The organism is Candidatus Aquiluna sp. IMCC13023 (assembly GCF_000257665.1).
In the GTDB taxonomy this organism is placed as follows: Bacteria; Actinomycetota; Actinomycetes; order Actinomycetales; family Microbacteriaceae; genus Aquiluna.
Genome location: NZ_AJKR01000002.1, coordinates 355,119 through 373,259, shown reverse-complemented (window position 1 = coordinate 373,259; position 18,141 = coordinate 355,119). Strand labels below are relative to the sequence as shown.

The 18,141-nt window shown below is 52.4% G+C and carries 16 protein-coding genes; 4 read left to right on the top strand and 12 right to left on the bottom strand.

What is annotated here, in order from left to right:
* Positions 1–66: 66 nt before the first annotated feature.
* Positions 67–1,455, bottom strand: a complete 1,389-nt coding sequence (locus tag IMCC13023_RS02795) for a phosphomannomutase/phosphoglucomutase (protein WP_040325046.1) — start codon at positions 1,453–1,455, stop codon at positions 67–69.
* A gap of 45 nt (positions 1,456–1,500) precedes the next feature.
* Between IMCC13023_RS02795 and IMCC13023_RS06985 the strand changes: the two genes are divergently transcribed.
* Positions 1,501–1,887: a metallopeptidase family protein gene (locus IMCC13023_RS06985; RefSeq protein ID WP_007541014.1), complete on the top strand. Its 387-nt coding sequence runs from the start codon at positions 1,501–1,503 to the stop codon at positions 1,885–1,887.
* 1 nt (position 1,888) lies between these two features.
* On the opposite strand, the gene IMCC13023_RS02785 is transcribed toward IMCC13023_RS06985, so the two are convergent.
* Genes IMCC13023_RS02785 through IMCC13023_RS02775 form a run of 3 tightly spaced genes read right to left on the bottom strand, consistent with a single transcriptional unit; the run spans position 1,889 to position 6,138 of the window.
* On the bottom strand, positions 1,889–3,214 hold the full coding sequence (locus IMCC13023_RS02785) for a DUF5719 family protein (protein ID WP_007541011.1): 1,326 nt from the start codon (positions 3,212–3,214) through the stop codon (positions 1,889–1,891).
* The gene (locus tag IMCC13023_RS02780; protein ID WP_007541009.1) at positions 3,211–5,826 is read right to left on the bottom strand and encodes a glycosyltransferase family 2 protein; all 2,616 of its coding nucleotides are present in this window, start codon (positions 5,824–5,826) and stop codon (positions 3,211–3,213) included. Before IMCC13023_RS02780 ends, IMCC13023_RS02785 begins: the two co-directional genes overlap by 4 nt.
* Positions 5,827–5,832: 6 nt before the next feature.
* Positions 5,833–6,138, bottom strand: a complete 306-nt coding sequence (locus IMCC13023_RS02775) for a WhiB family transcriptional regulator (RefSeq protein ID WP_007541007.1) — start codon at positions 6,136–6,138, stop codon at positions 5,833–5,835.
* Between the two features lie 123 nt (positions 6,139–6,261).
* Here IMCC13023_RS02775 and galE point away from each other — a divergent pair, with 123 nt between their 5' ends.
* On the top strand, positions 6,262–7,215 hold the full coding sequence (gene galE, locus IMCC13023_RS02770) for a UDP-glucose 4-epimerase GalE (RefSeq protein ID WP_007541005.1): 954 nt from the start codon (positions 6,262–6,264) through the stop codon (positions 7,213–7,215).
* On the opposite strand, the gene IMCC13023_RS06980 is transcribed toward galE, so the two are convergent.
* The 5 genes from IMCC13023_RS06980 to IMCC13023_RS02740 form a co-directional block, all read right to left on the bottom strand.
* Positions 7,208–10,294 (bottom strand): LysM peptidoglycan-binding domain-containing protein, encoded by a 3,087-nt coding sequence (locus IMCC13023_RS06980; RefSeq protein WP_007541003.1) that lies wholly within the window; start codon positions 10,292–10,294, stop codon positions 7,208–7,210. The two genes, galE and IMCC13023_RS06980, sit on opposite strands and share 8 nt — an antisense overlap.
* A complete protein-coding gene (locus IMCC13023_RS02755) occupies positions 10,294–10,821 on the bottom strand; it encodes a hypothetical protein (protein WP_007541001.1) in 528 nt (175 codons plus the stop codon). Before IMCC13023_RS02755 ends, IMCC13023_RS06980 begins: the two co-directional genes overlap by 1 nt.
* A gap of 101 nt (positions 10,822–10,922) precedes the next feature.
* The gene (gene purE, locus IMCC13023_RS02750) at positions 10,923–11,411 is read right to left on the bottom strand and encodes a 5-(carboxyamino)imidazole ribonucleotide mutase (RefSeq protein WP_007540999.1); all 489 of its coding nucleotides are present in this window, start codon (positions 11,409–11,411) and stop codon (positions 10,923–10,925) included.
* A 37-nt stretch (positions 11,412–11,448) separates the two neighbouring features.
* Positions 11,449–12,576 (bottom strand): 5-(carboxyamino)imidazole ribonucleotide synthase, encoded by a 1,128-nt coding sequence (locus tag IMCC13023_RS02745; protein WP_007540996.1) that lies wholly within the window; start codon positions 12,574–12,576, stop codon positions 11,449–11,451.
* 22 nt (positions 12,577–12,598) lie between these two features.
* Positions 12,599–13,336: a biotin--[acetyl-CoA-carboxylase] ligase gene (locus tag IMCC13023_RS02740; RefSeq protein WP_007540994.1), complete on the bottom strand. Its 738-nt coding sequence runs from the start codon at positions 13,334–13,336 to the stop codon at positions 12,599–12,601.
* A 128-nt stretch (positions 13,337–13,464) separates the two neighbouring features.
* On the opposite strand from IMCC13023_RS02740, the gene IMCC13023_RS02735 reads away from it, so the two are divergent.
* The gene (locus IMCC13023_RS02735) at positions 13,465–15,054 is read left to right on the top strand and encodes an acyl-CoA carboxylase subunit beta (RefSeq protein ID WP_007540992.1); all 1,590 of its coding nucleotides are present in this window, start codon (positions 13,465–13,467) and stop codon (positions 15,052–15,054) included.
* Positions 15,054–15,275: a hypothetical protein gene (locus IMCC13023_RS02730; RefSeq protein ID WP_007540990.1), complete on the top strand. Its 222-nt coding sequence runs from the start codon at positions 15,054–15,056 to the stop codon at positions 15,273–15,275. Before IMCC13023_RS02735 ends, IMCC13023_RS02730 begins: the two co-directional genes overlap by 1 nt.
* A gap of 58 nt (positions 15,276–15,333) precedes the next feature.
* Here IMCC13023_RS02730 and IMCC13023_RS02725 read toward each other — a convergent pair whose 3' ends face one another.
* The 3 genes from IMCC13023_RS02725 to IMCC13023_RS02715 are packed head-to-tail and all read right to left on the bottom strand — an operon-like array spanning position 15,334 to position 18,134.
* On the bottom strand, positions 15,334–16,299 hold the full coding sequence (locus IMCC13023_RS02725; protein ID WP_040324851.1) for a DUF8320 family protein: 966 nt from the start codon (positions 16,297–16,299) through the stop codon (positions 15,334–15,336).
* A complete protein-coding gene (locus IMCC13023_RS02720; RefSeq protein WP_007540987.1) occupies positions 16,296–17,465 on the bottom strand; it encodes a sensor histidine kinase in 1,170 nt (389 codons plus the stop codon). Before IMCC13023_RS02720 ends, IMCC13023_RS02725 begins: the two co-directional genes overlap by 4 nt.
* A gap of 3 nt (positions 17,466–17,468) precedes the next feature.
* Positions 17,469–18,134 carry a response regulator transcription factor gene (locus IMCC13023_RS02715; RefSeq protein WP_007540985.1) on the bottom strand — a complete coding sequence of 222 codons (666 nt, stop codon included), beginning with the start codon at positions 18,132–18,134 and terminating at the stop codon, positions 17,469–17,471.
* Positions 18,135–18,141 lie beyond the last annotated feature (7 nt).

Here is an 18,141-nt window from a genome sequence, read left to right as displayed (position 1 = left end):
AATGTAGCCTGAAGCGGAGCGGGAAACCTAAGAATTTATAATCGACTAGTTCGCGCACCTAGGAACTTAATCCCCGGACGTGATTGCAGCCAGCGCGCGATCACGAATTTGATGCATCACCGATTCCTGATTCGACTCGACGTTTAGTCTTAGCAGCGGCTCGGTGTTTGAAGAGCGGATATTGCACCACCACCAGACTTCACCATCTTGGTGACTGTAGGTCTTGCCATCGAGCTCCTCGACAAAAGCTCCTTCGAACTCCGCCGCGACCCGCGACTGGGCCCCATGAGCGTCGGTGATGGTTGAGTTAATCTCACCGGATGCAAAATAAGGTGTGTAGTCGGCCGAAATTTCGGACAGGGTCCGATCTTGCGATCCGAGTTCGCTAATAAGGTGCATGGCGGCGAGCATGCCGTTGTCCGCGCCCCAGAACTCACGGAAATAATAGTGAGCCGAGTGCTCACCACCAAACACCGCAGCGGTTGACGCCATTTGGTCTTTGATTAGAGAGTGCCCAACCTTGGTTACCTTTGGGATTGCGCCGTAAGCAGCTATCGTCTCTGGCACTGATTTGGATGTGAGCAAGTTGTGCAGCACGGTCGGAGTCTTTTCCCCCAAAGCCTGAACCCTCAGGATTTCGCGCTTGGACACGATAGCTGCGACCGCAGAGGGAGTCACTGCGACACCTTTTTCATCTACCGCGAAGCAACGATCAGCATCGCCGTCGAAGGCAAGACCCAGATCCGCGCCCGAGGAAACAACCATTTGCTGCAGATCAACAAGGTTTTTCGGATCCAGTGGATTTGCCTCATGATTTGGGAAAGAGCCATCCAGCTCGAAATACATCGGAATTATTTCTATGGAAGCATCATTACCAAGAACAACTGGAACCGTTAGTCCACCCATGCCGTTTGCGGTGTCAATTACTATCTTGAGCTTCCGGATGCCCTGCAACGGAACAAGATTGCGAAGGTAGTTCGAATAGTCGTCGATAACCAATAGGTTCCGCTCCGAGCCAAGAGCAAAATCGGCCGGAATTCCAGTTTCGAAGAAGGCTACCGCCCTGTCTCTAATTGCAGCGAGTCCCGCGTCGAGGCTGATGCCCCTCGCTCCGGCTCGTGAAAGCTTAATTCCGTTGTAGCTGGCAGGGTTGTGACTCGCGGTGAACATTGCGGCTGGAAGATCCAAAAACCCCGACGCGTAATAGTTCATGTCAGTTGAGCAGAGCCCCAACATCACAGCGCTTGCGCCACGCTTCCTTGCGCCAAGCGAAAAGGCTGCTGCGAAACCGGGAGAGGAATCTCTCATGTCGTGCCCGACAACTAATTCTTTACCCTCTAGGTCGAGCTCATCGGCAAATGCGGCACCAAAGCATTCGACAACTTCGTCGGTAAGTTGGCTCCCCACCAGCCCACGAACGTCGTAGGTTTTTACAAATTCATTAAATTTGGTCACTAGGGATCCCCCGTTTAGGTTACCTGCCAAGAATACAATGGCCACATGGCTTCAATCCCGCAAAAAAGAGATCGTCACGGCAGAGGCATGCGCCGTCCGATACCATCGAAACTTTTTCGTCACGGGCTGAGTCGCCAAACTTTTTTCCAAGATGCAGTTGCTGACACTGCGGATTATCTGCGGTCTAGGTTTCCCGAGGAGCTTGGCGCCTTGAATTGGAAGATCGAAGAGGTTCCGCTCCAGGAGCGTCCGGAATCTCTAAACCGTTGGCACACAAAACCCCAAACCATGACCATAATTCTTTACCGAATACCGATTGAGAGAAGTGCAAGTTCTAGGACCTCGGATCCAAGGATTCAGATTGAACAGGCCGTGGTTTCGGCCGCAGCGAGCCTGCTTGGCAAAGAACCCTGGGACTTACTGGAACAGTGAGCTATCGGACACTTACCGACAGCGCGTCTCCAAAGTTTTGATTCTCACGAGGATTTATAACGGCGTAACCAGGCACGTCAATGATCTCTAGTGCCGCGGTAAACTCCGACGCCGAGTTGATCCGAATCGAATCGCCACTTATCGGCAACGAGACTTGAGACAGTGAGTCGATTTCGAAATTCTGGTATTCAACCCTGGTTCCGTTGGTTATCTCTAGGTTCACTATCAAAGCGGTCGAGCCGAAGTTTGCAACGTGCAAACGGGTTTTATAGCTTGGAACCGGAAGAGTTAGATCCGTGAACTGTGATGACTGGGTAAGCCAAGAAAAATCCACCACGGGCGTCAAAATAGTGTTCCTGATACCCGCCAATAAGGGTGTCGTGCTCTCCACCCTGACCAGATAATCGCCATCGGTCAGATCAAGTTCTATCTCGGCAAAGCCTTCGGGCTGAACCTGCTGCCTCAGGACCAGAACGTTGTTGCTTGCAACCGCAGTGATTACAGCTTCAGTTGTTATGTCTCCGAAATTAAACACTCTCAAAACTGGCTTTTCGAAGCCTTCAGATCGAACGCTTAGCCCGGTTATGAAATTATCGTTTGATGGAGCAGGGCTTGGTAGTTGAAGGTCCACTCCACGGGTCGAGAGCCCTGCGGTTGCTCTTTGCTGCATGGCAACGGAAATCGGAACCCCACTGGTTTCAAACGACAGGGCAAAAACAGGTTCTTGAAAAATCACAGAGGACACCGGTAGAACGTCAGTCTGCCCGGCGGCCAAGCTGACCTGTTTTGAGATCTTGCCACCGGGTACCAAGAACTGCAATGACACTAAGGTTTCTGATTCGCTCGGGTTCGACAGCAGCAAAACGGTCTCTTGCCCCAGCGCTGCGGCACCCGAAATGAACCAGCCGCTAAATGCAGGCTGCGAGCATGCGCTTGCCATGAGCCCAAGTGCTCGATCCCTCGAAACACCTTGGGACTGGATCACGGATAGAAGCCCGGTTGATTGGTTATCGCCCTCAGCGACCAGCCTGGAGCCAGTTGTTGTTGTCAGGCCGGGGTCGACAATGAGCTCACCACTTCCTAGAAACTGGTAAACACTCGCCTCACCAATTCGATCTATTTGGCCTAGCTCAATTCCAGACTCACCACCGACTTCAGCAAAAGCCCCGGGACAATAGAGCTCGAGAGGTAGCGGCTCCACAGCAACGTCCTTTAGCACTGGAGTCGCGAATGAGGTCGATACCAACGGAAGCTGAGCCGCCACAATTTGCGAAAGAAGTAACCCGACCAAAGCTATGGCCAGGGCAATGCGCGCTGCTAACTTCACTTTTGCTTCCCCAATCTCTTGGCCCCTCGAATGGAGGCGGGGGTTGGAATTGCCAGCAATAAGAACGCGGCGAGAATCCCAAGCTGAAGGTTCTTATTGCTCGGTGACTCAAGGCTAGATGGGGTGTTGTTAGCAGAGCCGACCACCTGCCACAAATGGCCGTAAGGAGTCTGGCCAGCAGCCTGAAGTATGGTCATTGAATCAATGGCCACTCGGGCAGCGGAAATGCTCTCCTGGTTGTCTCCTTGAAGCAGGACAAAATCAATACCAAGGCTCGAGAGAAGCTCCTGAACTCCAGAAGGGTTACCTGCAACCAGCGAGCCACTCAATTGGGCAAGCTCATTCGCAATGGGGCTGGCCGGTAGCAGAAGTTGGTAGGCCAAACTTGTCTGCTCCAGGCTCCTGCCAGCTCCCCAGAGCAGTTCGACGTCGAGCTGATTTCCGTTGGCATCAATTCGGAGTGTTCTTATCCCCTCATCAACCTCAGCTGCCGCGACAACTAACGCAGGGGCCTGCCGCTGGGACCCGAAAGAAACTTGGCTAAGCGCCAACGGTCCGAGAACAAGCCCCGAGGCAACAGCTCCAGCACTTGCGGCGATGGAAACCGCGGTGATTGCCCACTTGCGCTTAAGACCGTCCAAGAACAATCCAGCCCCGACCAGCAGGGCCGCCAAGCTAAGTGCCTGCAGAGCGAAAGTGCCAGCGATTGGCTGATAAACGCTACCAACCCCCAAGATAATCGCCACGACCCAAGAGCTGACCGAAACCGCCAGTCTGGCCCCGAAAAGACTTGCTACCGCACCGATTCCTGCAACCCCAAGAAAGATAAGAGCAGTGACTGACTCATGTAGGCCTGCAGGAAGCAAAAACGCCGAGCCAGTGACAGTAAGAAGAGCAAACTGATTTTGCTCAATAGCCAGTAACACCCACGGGTATATAAGAACCGCTCCGGGTAGTGCAAACCAACTCAGAATCGGTAGCTTGCGGATGTTATTGAAGCCAAGAGCAATGCCGAAGATCACGAACAAGACAAAGATTATCGGGTTACTTACTGCTATCAAAGCAGCCAACAAGCCAGCCAGTCCCACCCAGCGCCAAGCCCGTGACGAGTTGTAACTTGTGGCCGCCTTTATAAGAACGAATGTCAGCCAAGGTGCCACAGAAATTGTGACCAAATCCGCCACGCCGGCCATGGCCTGAACCATCAGGACCTGAGGGCTCAGTGCAAACACGAGACCGACCAAATTTCGAACCCATACTCGCGCAATGAACAAGCTGGTCAGCACCCAGAAGCCTGCAAACCCGATGCTGGGAGCCACGAAAACAAAAATGGCCAGTGCCAAACTCGGGTTAGAACTTAGGGTCAATCCAAAGACAGATAGCACCCAGTTGAATGGATCTGTCGGCAAGTCAATGCCTGATAAGTAGGGCACATTCGCCAGAGCCGTAGCCGACCAAATCGATCCTAACGAGTCGCCGATTGGAACAAGTCTCCCCGCATAGATGGCGCCAACTGGCAAAAGTGACCAGCCAAAAATAAGCGGCACCAAGCCCAGCCAAACTGACCCGCTAGCGAATAGGCCTTTCGCGGTCGACTCTTGGGCTTCGATTACGTACTCAAATTTGGCTTCTCGGCGCTTTTTTCGTTGAGCTCTTGTCGCCAGAAAATCCCTCAATGGCCGAATCTTTCCCAGGCCCCGAACTCTCTTGCGAGCCCTCAGCCTTGAACCAACGGTGAACCATGCCCAAAGCCAGGCAGCGAACTGACCAAATATTCGAGAGGGCTTTTTTGTAATCAGGTTTTGAGGGATCGAAATCAAGGCTACGAGCGGAAGTGCTAAATACATAAGAGGTAAGAGCATTGCCGGAGCAAGTATGCCGGCCAGATGAACGTGCGCTTTTGAAAGAGCTTGGGTTCGACTCCCGCCAAGCCACTTTCGAGTCCGTTCTTGCTGCATGGATAGGCCTGCGTGCAAGACCCTGGCTCGTGGCTCTACAACCACTCGGAATCCAGCAACTCGAGCTTGCGCGCAAAACTCTATGTCTTGGGCAAACACCGGTGCGGTGTCATTCAGGCCACCGAGTTTCTGCCAAAGACCGCCTGCAACCAACATTCCAGCCGTCGAAACCGCAAGGGTGTCTCTTGAGTCATCGTGCTGACCTTGGTCATATTGATTCTCGACCAGTAAAAAAGGCTTGCCCGTTGGGGTGACAGTGATTCCGAGCTGTTGGATGCGGATTTCATTTCCCCACTCCAAAAGCTTCGGTCCTACGATTGCCACCGAAGGTGACAATTCAGCCGCGCTTGCAAGCATTTGAAGCGCTGTGGGTTCGGGGGCGGAATCGTCGTGGAGTATCCAGAGCCAACCGGGAACAGCCTTTAGAGACTGGACGCCGGATTCAATCGCAGCGCCTAGTTTGATGTCACCGGGCTCAACAACTGAAAACCCGAACTGCTTCGCTAGCTCCGAACAGGCCGGGTCCGCACTGGTTTCAACCACAACTACTTGCTCGATTGAGTGGGTCTGAAGTGACAGCGCTTTCAGGGTGGTAGCTAAATAATCAACCGCCCCGTGTGAGACGACAACTGTCGCTACCGAGAGCGTTGACACGGGTTGTTAGGCGGACTTGCGCAGACGGCGACGTTCACGCTCAGAAAGTCCACCCCAAATGCCAAATCGCTCATCATTTTGCAGTGCATATTCTAGGCACTGAGACCTAACCGAACACTGCGAACAAATCTTCTTGGCGTCTCTAGTCGATCCGCCTTTTTCGGGAAAGAAAGCTTCAGGGTCGGTTTGTGAGCAAAGAGCATCCTCTTGCCAGCCGAGGGGGTTTCCTTCAGAATCGCCGTAGGCGCCGGCAACCCCGAGACGAAGCACATCGACGAACCAGTTAGTGGGCACTTGACCGCGCTGTTCCATGCTCATTCCCCTATCTCAAGAAATCTATTGATGTAATTACACCGTTGTAAGTATGTTGCTGTCAAGTCGAACAATTTACCAAATTTCCTTTTTGTTCATAAACCCTCAAGGTACCCTTTAGGCATGAAGCTTCTTTTGACGGGGGGCGCTGGTTACATCGGCGCTCATGTTGCCGCGCTGGCCGAACGCGAGGGTCACTCTGTGACGATCGTCGACGATCTATCGACAGGCATAGCCAACAGAGTTCCTGGGCCCGTGGTGGACATTAACCTCGCCTCTCCGGATTCAGTTGAGAAGCTCTCGAGGCTGATGAGAGACACTGAATTCGACGCCGTCATACACCTGGCGGCCAGAAAACAGGTTGGGCAATCGGTACAGATTCCCGAGCAATACTTTTTGGATAACATCGGCGGACTGGCGAATCTCTTGCTCGCAATGCGACAAGAAGATCAACAAAAATTGGTGTTCTCCTCCTCCGCTGCAACCTACGGAATGCCCACCCTCGATGTAGTCGACGAGAACTACCCCGGCGTGCCAATAAACCCCTATGGACAGACCAAACTCATCGGGGAATGGATGGTCAAAAACGCTGCCAACTGGGGTCTCAGGGGCGTAAACCTTAGGTATTTCAACGTGGCTGGGTCCGAGTCTAAAAAGCTCGCAGATACCGCAGAACTAAACCTAATTCCAATTGCCATCGCTCAGCTCAAACGCGGAGAGCAGCCAATTGTCTTCGGCACCGACTACCCGACACAGGACGGAACTTGCATCAGGGATTACGTTCACGTCGAGGACCTGGCAAAAGCCCACCTAATGGCAGTGGACTACCTAGATATGCCTGTTCAAGAGTTTGCCACCTTCAATGTGGGAACCGGACAAGGAGCATCCGTGCTCCAGGTTTTAGGGGAACTTAGAAAAGCATCAGGGATTGAATTTGAAGAAGTACTAGCCGACCGCAGACCAGGTGACCCACCGAGGTTGGTTGCGAGCACGGACCGCATTGAAAAGATATTTGGTTTCAAGGCGTCGTTTGGCCTAAAAGAAATTGTGAAATCCGCATGGGATGCGGCTAACTAGGGACTTTTAGCACCTGACCGATTCGAATATAATTCGAATTATTGATTCCATTTAGCTTGGCCAGAGCCGAAGAGGAAACTCCAAGCTTTCTGGAAATGCCCCAAATTGTGTCGCCCGAAACTACGGTGTAAGTTTTTTGGACTTCCGGCTCGTCTGGCTCCCGGGCTTGAGGAACATTCGTGTTATCAGTCGAGGTTGGAATCTTTAGCAGTTGACCAATGGAAATTCGGTTTGGGTTTGAAATCGAGTTAAAGCTCTGCAGAGCGGAGCTAGAAATTCCAAACTTCGAGGCTATCCGCAGAAGCGTGTCTCCCGACTGCACTCGGTATTCCACGACAGTCGCGGCTGGTTCTGGCTCAGGAGTTGGCTCCTGTTCCGGCGCAACATCAGGCGCTTGCTCCTGCTGGCTAGTCGAGCCTGACTTTGGAATTCTGATGAGCTGACCAACCGAAATTAGGTTCGGATTCGAAATTGAGTTGTACTCCTGCAGCAGCGCTGCAGTCACCCCAAAGCTTGCTGCAATCTTGTTCAAGCTGTCGCCCGAAACCACTCGGTATTGAATCTCGCTAGCACCCTCGGCCTCGGAATCAGCGGCCGAATCTGTTGATGAGCCGTTATCTGGCTTGGGAGTGGTTTCAGGGGTTGGCTCAGGATCGACCGGAATCACCTCGGGGATTGTTCCCACAAAAGTAAGTTCGCCGAAACCTCCAGATGGTATGCCCTCCAAGGACGCCAGCTGAACGGTTGCCGGGGCAGTTCCTGCAGTTGGTATCCGATCAGAGAAGTAGTTTGTCGCCTGGATGTAGCCGGGGCCATCGCCTCTAAGCCGCGCAAGATGGTCCCAAGACGAAACTCGCTGCTTGGTGCCGTCCTGAATCAAGTAAATAATTCCATTATTTGTCCGAATAAACTGCCCAACCGAGCGGGTTGAAAGCTGAAGCGCCGCGCAAGTATTCGTGGAAAGCGGGTACACGTTGCCTGGAAACTCCGCGGCGGCCCCTGGCGAAGTGGGATAAAGAATTCCGCGATCCAACAGGTACACCTCGCCGTTGCACTGAACCTTGCCGGAGGTGAATCCTGTCCGAGTTTCAAGCCCAGCAAGGTCAGAACTACTTATAGTGAAAGTCTTAGATTTCGAAACGCTAGTTGCCTGAGCTGAAGATGCAAGTTTGATCTTATTTGTCAGATCGTCTACCAAATAAAGAGTTGATGAGGAACGCGATTTAACTATCGCGCCCGGCGCAATGGCTTCTCCCACTTTCTCAACGGTGTTGATTGCGGACTGAGGTAACTCGATTGCTTTTGGCTGACCTATTAGAGACAGGAACATCCCAATCATGTTCTTGTCACTCGATATTCTTCGCTCTGCTGACTGAACAAAGTAAGAAAACTTGTTGCCTGCCGATGTGATGACGGCTGGGGCGGCCAGAGCCGCATTTACAGTTGGCATCTTGGCTAAGAACGCCTCAGAAACAGTCACTATCTGATCGGTCCAATTTTCAGGATCTGTCACTGGAAGTTTTCCGGCAGAAGTAATTACAAAGGTTTGTCCGGACTCGCTAGCGACAAAGCCTCTGATTTGGTCTGGAGCCAGCGTCGACTCAATGGCCTGGAGATCAATTGCCGAAGGAGCCTGATCAAACCACTTAGCAAGTCCAGTTGAGGTCACCAAAGACGCATTTAGAAGGTAAGTTTTGCCCCCGGATGCAATGGCCCTTTGTGCGCTGCCAGCGACGGTAAACATGACCGACTCGGATGCCAAAGCGGCTCCCGGTGAGACTGAAACTAGCTGTTCAATTGTCATTGGAGTCGCATTGACTGCCTGCCCGCCGACCGTCTGCAATGCAAGGTCATCTACCACCACTCGAGAGCTTGCGTTCTCGATCCAGTAGCGGTTGCCATCCTCGGTTTGAACCAAGCGGGTAAGAGCTCCACCATCAATAAAGGTATTTAGCTGCAGCGAGCTCAAGGCGATAGTGACGTCGCAATTAGCGCCGAACTGAGCCGCTATCTGGCAATCCGCCACTGAGTACTTAATGCCATCTACCAGTAAGAATTTTGCTCCAGAATCAGTGTCGGAAACAAGTTGCGTGGCCTCACCGCTAGTCGTAAAGCTCTCCAGGTAGGCAGAAGAAATTTCGCCAATTGGACCTAGCGGCCGAAGGGCGGCAAGCAGCCTCGAATCGCTAACCAAGAATTTCTTGTCATTCACGATCAAGAATGTTTCTGTCTCGGCGGCCTGCAGAAGATATCCGCCACCAATGGGTGACCCAAACCAGTCGTGGTAATAGCGCCAAAAGTTCCTGTTGCCATAGGCGGAACAGCTGTCGCCTGACCCATACATGTTGTCCAAAGCCGCCTTGTTGGGCGTGTATGGAGTGTAGTAATAGAGGTTCGCTGTTGCCTGGTTTTTCAGCTCGAAGCTTTTGGTTCCACAAGATGACTTGGGGTTATAACGCATCGAAACAGTGCGTCCAGGCTTCCAGTAGGTGAAAGAGCCCTCGGGGTTTCCGTACCATCGAAGCTGTTTAGCCGCTCGGTAGAGCTGGTTGAAAAGCCCGACATAGACCTTTCCACAAATTCCTGGGTCCGAATCCGGGCAACCAAAACCCATTGCCGCGCGGTACATGTAAGAGGTTGGCTTGGTCGAAGTGACCAATCCCTGCTCTTTCTGAAGCTTTGTGATTAACACTTTTGGGTTGATTCCACAGGCCACAGCAACCGCATAGATGACCTCGGCTGCACTGGCCGCTGGGTTTGCTGTAATAGCCGAACAGGGTCCAACCTCGCTTGAGGTCGTGGCTGGAGCATCTGGAATCTCACTCTTGACGCTCTTTAGGCAATCAATGGCAGGGTCGGTTGATCTGCAGGCAGAGACTCTGGAATCCAAAAATTGCTGAATCTCGTTCACGGTCATTGAACCGAAGTCAAAAAATACGCTGTCGCTAATAATCAAGCCCGGGTCAAAAGCGCTTGCTGGTGGCGCAGCTTGAGCCGGCGCCATAGCAATCGGCATGGAAACCAACCCGACAATAGCCATCAGGGAGGCAGTAAATAGACCAATGAGCTTTTTTAGCACTAAGGAATCACCACCGAGCTAGCGGCGGATGTGCCGAGGTGAAATTCTGACTCATATTTGACGGTCACGATTCCGGAACCAGAGGGCAGCTCAGAGAGCGGAAATTCAATTGGAAAACATTGAGTGTAGTCAGAGGCGGACTGAGCCGAAACCTTGACCGTTTTTTCAACATCAGATCCGATAAACCTCATTGTGCAAGTACCACCCGACTCGGTAATGCCCGGCACCTGCGCTACGACCTCCAGCATGCCGGTATCCGAATAGGCCTCGGCAATCAAGATCACCACGTCAACGGGTAGCTGGTTTATGTCTGGCTCAGAAGTTTCGGTTTCCTCGGGGGTCGCTGAGGCTGTTGGTTCTTCCGAAGCTTCTGGTTCGGCCGAAGTGACCGTTTCCTGATTCGTCTCAATGGTGACTGCGGGCTCTTCAGGCAAAGCTGTGGCACCCCAGTTTGGATAGAAAACACCGCAACCGGAAAGCACTAGGGAAGCAAAAATCAGGCTCACACCAACAAATAATTTGCGCATAGCTAACCTCCCAGACACCCTCAACCTTAGGTTGAGATACTCCAAATAGGCTGAGCGTTCTCGCGTTTTGAGCAAATGTAAATCAGCTGAGAATTAGCTGGTTAGAGGCTCTTCTTCAAGCTTTGATTCTTTTGCTCAACTTGCTCTGCAATCGATGTTCGGTAAGCATCGAGCTTTGCTCCCAATTCTGGTGTCGCTATGGCCAAAATCCTTAGGGCAAGCAGGCCTGCGTTCTTGCCTCCGTCAATCGAAACGGTGGCCACTGGAACCCCGGCCGGCATCTGAACGATGGATAGCAGCGAGTCCATGCCGTCTAGGTTCCCCAAACTAACCGGCACGCCGATTACTGGCAGTGATGTCATTGAGGCAATCATGCCGGGTAGATGGGCCGCACCGCCGGCGCCCGCGATGATCACCTTGATACCGCTATTGCTAGCGTTCTTGGCCCAGTCGAGCATCTTTTCAGGCGTCCTGTGAGCGCTGAGAACTTCGACTTCGGCATCAAGACCAAACTCCACAACTACGCTGTTCGCCTGCTCCATGATTCGCCAATCCGAATCAGATCCCATAACTATCGCTATTTCTGCCATGCGGTTTTCTCCCTAGTTCTCAGTTTTACTTTATGCGCTAATCGGACTTGTACAGAAGTTTTGCAGCTTCGTGACAAGCCGCCAATAACTCGCGATGATTTTGACCCAGAGCGGTAATGTGCCCCATTTTTCGACCCTCACGTGGCGCTTTTTGGTAGGAGTGAAATTTGAGATGCGGAAACTTCGCCATGGCGCCGGCATAGTTTTCAACCAGTGTGTTTGTCGAGTCCACGCCGAGCAGGTTGACCATCACGGAGCCGCCAGCTACCAGCTCAGTATCTCCGAGTGGAAGATCCAAAACCGCTCTTAGATGCTGTTCGAATTGGCTGGTTTTAGAACCCTCGATTGAGAAATGGCCGGAATTATGAGGGCGCATTGCAAGCTCGTTTACCAAGAGATCCCCGCTTGCGGTTTCGAACATTTCAACTGCCATAACTCCGAAAACCTCTAAACCTTGGGCAATCTTGCTAGCTATCTCCTTAGCACCCAAGCTGTCCACTGGACCCGGTGCGGGAGCGATAACTTCTAAGCAGACACCGTTTTTCTGCACGGTCTGGACGGTGTCCCAGGATCGCAGTTCCCCCGATGGATTTCGTGCAATTAGCTGCGCGAGCTCTCGAACAAATGGCACTTTTTGTTCGCAGAGTAACGCCCCGCCAAATTGTTCAATGTCTTCTAGCCAATCGGAGACCTCAGATGTTTGGCTAATTACCCTCACACCCTTGCCGTCGTAACCACCGATTGGGGTTTTCACGACAATCTCAGGGCCATTGGCCTCGATGAATTTCTCAATATCGGCTGCTGTCCTAGCCGCCGCCCAGATCGGCACGGGAAGACCCAAGTTAGTAAGGGCGGTTCGCATCGCCAGCTTATTTTGAGCAAAATGCAAGGAAGCCGGCCCCGGCCTGACTTTTACACCCTTAGCGACGAGTTTTTCCAACAGAACAATCGGAACATGCTCGTGATCGAAGGTTATGACATCCACCGTGGCGGCAAATCTGGCCAGCTGATCAAAATCTGTGTAGTCACCAACTTGGGTGGTTGCGTAGTGAGCGGATGAGCCTTCTTGCTCAGCAAAGACTTTCAGTTCAACACCCATTGCTATTGCAGCCGGTTGCATCATTCGGGCAAGCTGACCGCCGCCTATTACTCCGACCGTTGGCATACTCTCTCCCACCTAATTGACTCTAGTTTCGCAGATGCCAAACGTCAGCCGCTGCTAAAGCCACCGGTTCGGGGGTTTCAACAATCAATCTTCCGGTCTCATCAATTGCAACGGCGACCCCGTATAAGTTCTTGCCACCTGGTAATTCAGCTCGGATTCTTGTGCCCAAGGTCCCGCAGCGAGTCAGAAGCTCAGCCTGAAATTGGGCTATGGCGGCTTCGGGGTTATCAGTAAGACGGGACCAGTAGCTCTTTAGTTCGGTTGCAATTGCAAAGAGCAATTCAGCCTTCTCCATTTTTAGCCCAAGCTCTTCAAGAGAAGTTGCGGTGTCCGGGGAGTGCTCTTGAGGCTTTATGTTGATGCCGATGCCCAAAACCACCGTATTTAGATCGACCATCTCGGCCAAGATTCCAGAAAGCTTTTTGCCGTCAACCAGAAGATCGTTTGGCCACTTTAAGCTGACCACCAGTCCGTGCTTTTCCAAAGCTGAACCAAGTGCAAGGCCAGCCATAATTGTTATCCAGTCGGTCTGGCGAGGGCTTGTGGGCCTGAGCAATATTGAAACCGCCAACGACCTCCCGGTTTCAGTCACCCAGTTTCTGCCCAGCCGCCCTAGTCCTGCGGTCTGCTTGTCTGCGGTGACTGCAAAAAATTCTGGAGTGTCAGGGCCAAGTCGACGCAAGAGTTCTTTATTGGTCGAATCAACCTCTGCAAGCTCGACAAGACCGGCGAACTGCCCCTTAGAAATTGAAGAATCCATTCCCTAAATGATATCGCACCGTGACTATTTGTAGGTATCAGAGACATAACTAGTGGTTTCGTTGTATGAACTATGCAAGATAGGTTCGTTCAAGACCGATAAAGTTAGGCAGACGCAAAGGGGCACACGTGGCTGAGAAACCAGATCTATCTACCACCGCAGGGAAGTTGGCTGACCTCCGCCAGCGCTACCACGAGGCAGTGCAAGCCTCTGGCGAAGCTGCCGCAGTCAAGCAACACGCGAAGGGTAAGAACACAGCACGCGAGCGCATCGAAATGCTTCTTGACCCGGGCTCATTTGTTGAGCTGGACGAATATGTCAGACACCGCTCGACTGCCTTTGGCATGGATGCAAAGCGCCCCTATGGAGACTCCGTTGTCACCGGAATAGGGACAATTCACTCACGGCAAGTGGCGGTTTATTCTCAAGACTTCACTGTCTTCGGTGGCTCACTCGGTGAGACAGCTGGAAACAAGATCATCAAGGTGATGGAGCTCGCGATAAAGACTGGTGTTCCCTTGATTGGAATACTGGACTCGGGTGGAGCCAGAATTCAAGAGGGTGTAATTGCCCTAGGCAAATACGGCGAGATTTTTCGACTAAACACAATGGCCTCTGGGGTAATCCCCCAGATTTCTCTTGTCATGGGGCCTGCTGCGGGTGGAGCGGTTTATTCACCAGCACTCACTGACTTTGTGATCATGGTCGATAAAACATCCAACATGTTTGTAACGGGCCCCGACGTAATCAAAACTGTGACCGGTGAAGATGTCGGCATGGAAGAGCTGGGCGGAGCTAGAACTCATAATGAAACCTCTGGAGTCGCCCACTACTTGGCCGACAACGAGCAAGACGCAATTGACTTCGTGCAGTCTCTAGTCGGCTACCTGCCGGAAAACAACCTTTCAGATTCGGTGACCTACCAATCCGAATCCGAACTTGAAATCACAGAAGCAGACCGGCGTCTAAACCAGGTGATCCCTGATAGCCCAAACCAGCCATACGACATGAAGGTAATTATTGAGTCCCTGGTCGATGAGGGTGAATTCTTAGAAATTCAGCCGCTCTTTGCCCCCAACATACTCATTGGCTTTGCCCGTATCGACGGCAACTCAGTTGGCATTGTTGCAAACCAACCAATGCAAATGGCTGGAACACTGAACATTGATGCCGGTGAAAAGGCCGCCAGGTTCGTAAGATTTTGCGATGCGTTCTCGATCCCAATCCTTACCTTGGTCGATGTTCCCGGATACCTGCCCGGAACCGATCAAGAATGGGCTGGAGTAATTAGGCGCGGTGCGAAGCTGCTCTACGCATATGCCGAGGCAACGGTTCCGCTCGTGACAATCATCACTAGGAAGGCTTATGGCGGGGCCTACATCGTCATGGGTTCGAAGCAACTGGGTGCCGACATAAACCTTGCTTGGCCAACAGCGGAAATCGCCGTCATGGGCGGCCAGGGTGCCGTGAACATTCTGTTTAGAGACAAGATCAAAGAGGCCGAAGAGCAAGGTTTAGACATTGCCCAGGTACGAGACCAGCTTGCCAAGGAATACACCTACAACGTGGCAAACCCATTTCTGGCCGCAGAGCGCGGTGAACTAGATGGCATTATCGAACCAGCCGCTACACGATCAGCCATCGTTAGAGCGCTTCGGGCTCTAAAAACAAAGCGAGCAAACCTTCCTCCGAAAAAGCACGGAAACATCCCACTTTGATGCGCCAATATTCCGAACCTGAAATTCAAGCTCTCATCCAAGCTAAAGGCGGCGACGAGCAGGATCAAGCTGCAGCGATTGCGGTTGTGACTCAGTCGATTATCGAATCAAGACGCCTAGGTCGGATTGCAACAGGGGCACCAAAATCCTCCTGGAACCCTGGCAACGGTCAGCTTCGCGGTCAGCATATTGGCAACTGGGTAAATGAGTTTCGTAAATAACCGCTTATTGCCACTCAACGATCTTTGAGACGAGACCCCAAGTCAAGCCAAACTTGGATCAAAGCCTTAGGAAGATGTCTTGACTGGCCCTACTAGAGTCAGATGCAAACAGGCTCACAGTCCAAGTTTCCCCCGCCACGCTGCGAATTACGACTTTCCCCACTTTGATACCACTCAAGGCATGTGAGAGTTCTTTGAAAATGCGCTCCCTCTCCTCGTCCTCCAGCAAGTCCATTCCTCCGTCGTCGGACAACTGCACCCCTACACCTCTTGAACGGGCGCTCAAAACTGCCGCTATCAGAACTGCATGCTGAAGGCCTTTGGCTCGAATCTGGTCTCGGATTCCCGCCTCGGCTAACAGTAATTTCTTAGAGTCCGAGGATGTCATTTTTCCGTCTTTCTGCTGAATCAGCTGAAGAAGGGGCAGTGAGGAATCCAGAGTCCTTTTTAACCGCAAGAGAGGTTCCGCTCTCTCAACGCTTAAGGTTTCACTATCTAAATTGACGGCCAGTCTCCACTGCAGAAATTCACCGGACGATTTTTGGGCTTTCCTTAAAGCCATTGCTGCTCCTTGAGAGCCCGCGACTATGGCAAACGAACCAAGTGCCCCAGTGGCAAGAAGGACTTCCAGACCACCCCATAGATAGATGTAGAGCACCATGGCGATCACTCCCGCCCATGCCATTACTATCTGGTTGCGCCAGGCAAGAACCGCCATGACTGAGCCGACCCCCGCCACGAACCAAGTGGGGTCTTGATGCTCTGTGTTGGTACCGGTCGCATACAGCGACAAGGCAGGGATAGCCAAGGCTGCGAACACAGCAACGACGGTCATTGCAGTTGGAAGTCTAAGCTCGCTTGTAAAGCGAGTTGTCAAAAACAGAACCGCGACGTACGAAAGCAAAGCTGCTGCAGCCGGGGCTGGTCTTTCATATTCTCCGAAATGTATCAGTCCGAGAACAGCATGGTAATAGCCAAAAGTCAGAGCGAAAATGGCCGCTCGGCCATGGGGGACGCTAATCAATTTGGCCACCTCATTGACACAACAGTGCCGACACCAGGGGCGGATTTTATTTTGGCGACCCCACCTACAAGAGCCATACGGTTCACTATTGATCCGCGAATTCCAAGTCGGGCCCGAGGGATCCGATCTAACCTAAAGCCCTTGCCGTTGTCGACAACCTGGACGCTAATTACCGATGCAGCAGGTGAGTTCAGCTTGAGTTCCAAATCCGTACACTTCGCATGTCGCTCTGCGTTCTCTATTGCCTGAAGGGTCGCCTCCGTGATTGCCTGCGCGGCCTCCATTGGAATTGGATCCGACCCCGAGACATACACAGAAACTCTAATTCGGGAACTATGCCGAAGAGCGGCCTTCCTGAGGGACAAAAAGAGACTAGATGGTGTAGTGGTCCCTAAAGGTACGGAACCTGCTTGGATCTTGGCGATACTGTCAACCGCCTCGGAAGCCAGGCTCACTGAGGCCAGCTGCTCCGATGGCGTGCTTGCGGCAGCTGCGTACAAGAAGGTGTGCAGCACCTTGTCGTGCACCAATGCGCTGACTCGTTGCTCCTCTCTTTCGACAGCATCGACCCTGGCTCTTTCAAGGGCACTGGCAAGATAACTAGTGTGTGCAAAATCGACCTCATTTGCCCAGTTGAGCATAAGCGACACCAGGCCTCCCACGCCAATCGTAAGAAGAGCAACATAAACGGAGCCTTGAAGAGCCTCGCCGAGGCTCGCCCCCCCAACGGACTCAAACGTGCTAACGGCCGTCCATGCGGTCAAAAGAATCACCAGATAACTCAAGAAGCTGACCCGAAGCCCGCACCGTAGGGCCAGACTTAGGGCCGCTAGACCCACGTACCACCAGACCCACGGGAGGTCGTAATCGGAGGTAGCAAATGTATCTAAAGTCATCACAGGCAACAAGAAGACAGATAAAAGGCCAATGAAGCCGTGGGCCATAAGCATGACGTTGTTCCCTCGCCCCATCCAAGCGGTCACATTTATTGCCAAAACAATTATCCAAACAAGCACCATAATGACATCGGCTAGCACGCTGAAGTGCTCCCACTGAGCGGCTTGCTTCGACCACAACTCCAGAGTAAGAAACACCAAAATACCTGCGTAAGATTTTCTCGTAAAGTTCTCTAGCTTGCCCCTAGCGGCAGTGGAGGGAGTGTTCATGATTTAGAGGAATTCGCCGGAAATTAAGCCGTCTTCAATTGCTAGACGGTAAAGATCCACTTTGGTTCCAGCCTCTCGTCCGAGCCGCGCGTACTTCACTCGCACCCGATCGATATGTTCTTTAGCCGAGCTCTGCTTAATGTCTAGCTGGGCAGCAACCTGCTTGAGGCTCATGCCTGATGCGTAAAACGATAGAACCTCGCGCTCTCGAGCGGAAAGATTTGCATCCTTGAAATTTGCATCGGCATCGATCATCGCGCTGGTTTCGGGGTTGTTGATTATGGCGCCGTCAGCCGCAAGTCGAATGATCTCTGCTAGGTAGGCCAGTGGCTGGGACTTGGGAACAATTGCCACCGCTCCCGCTCTGAGAGCCAACCGCATTAGGTTGGCCTTGTCAGCGATGCTGTAAACCAAGACTGCGCTGCCCGCAGCGATCAACTGAGATACGTTCTCCGCGACCAATGAGCCGTCTGCCAAGGACAGATCCATTACGACGACTTGGCACTCAAGGCCATTGATCTTGGAGATTAGCTCTCGGACGGTTGCTGCTTCTCCGACCAACTCCAGGTCGCTGCTCGCACACATGCCAACAAAGCCAAGGCGGACCGCCTCATGGTCATCGACGATTGCCACTCTTACATTTGAAGGGTCTATCGCCAAACTAGCCATAGTGCTA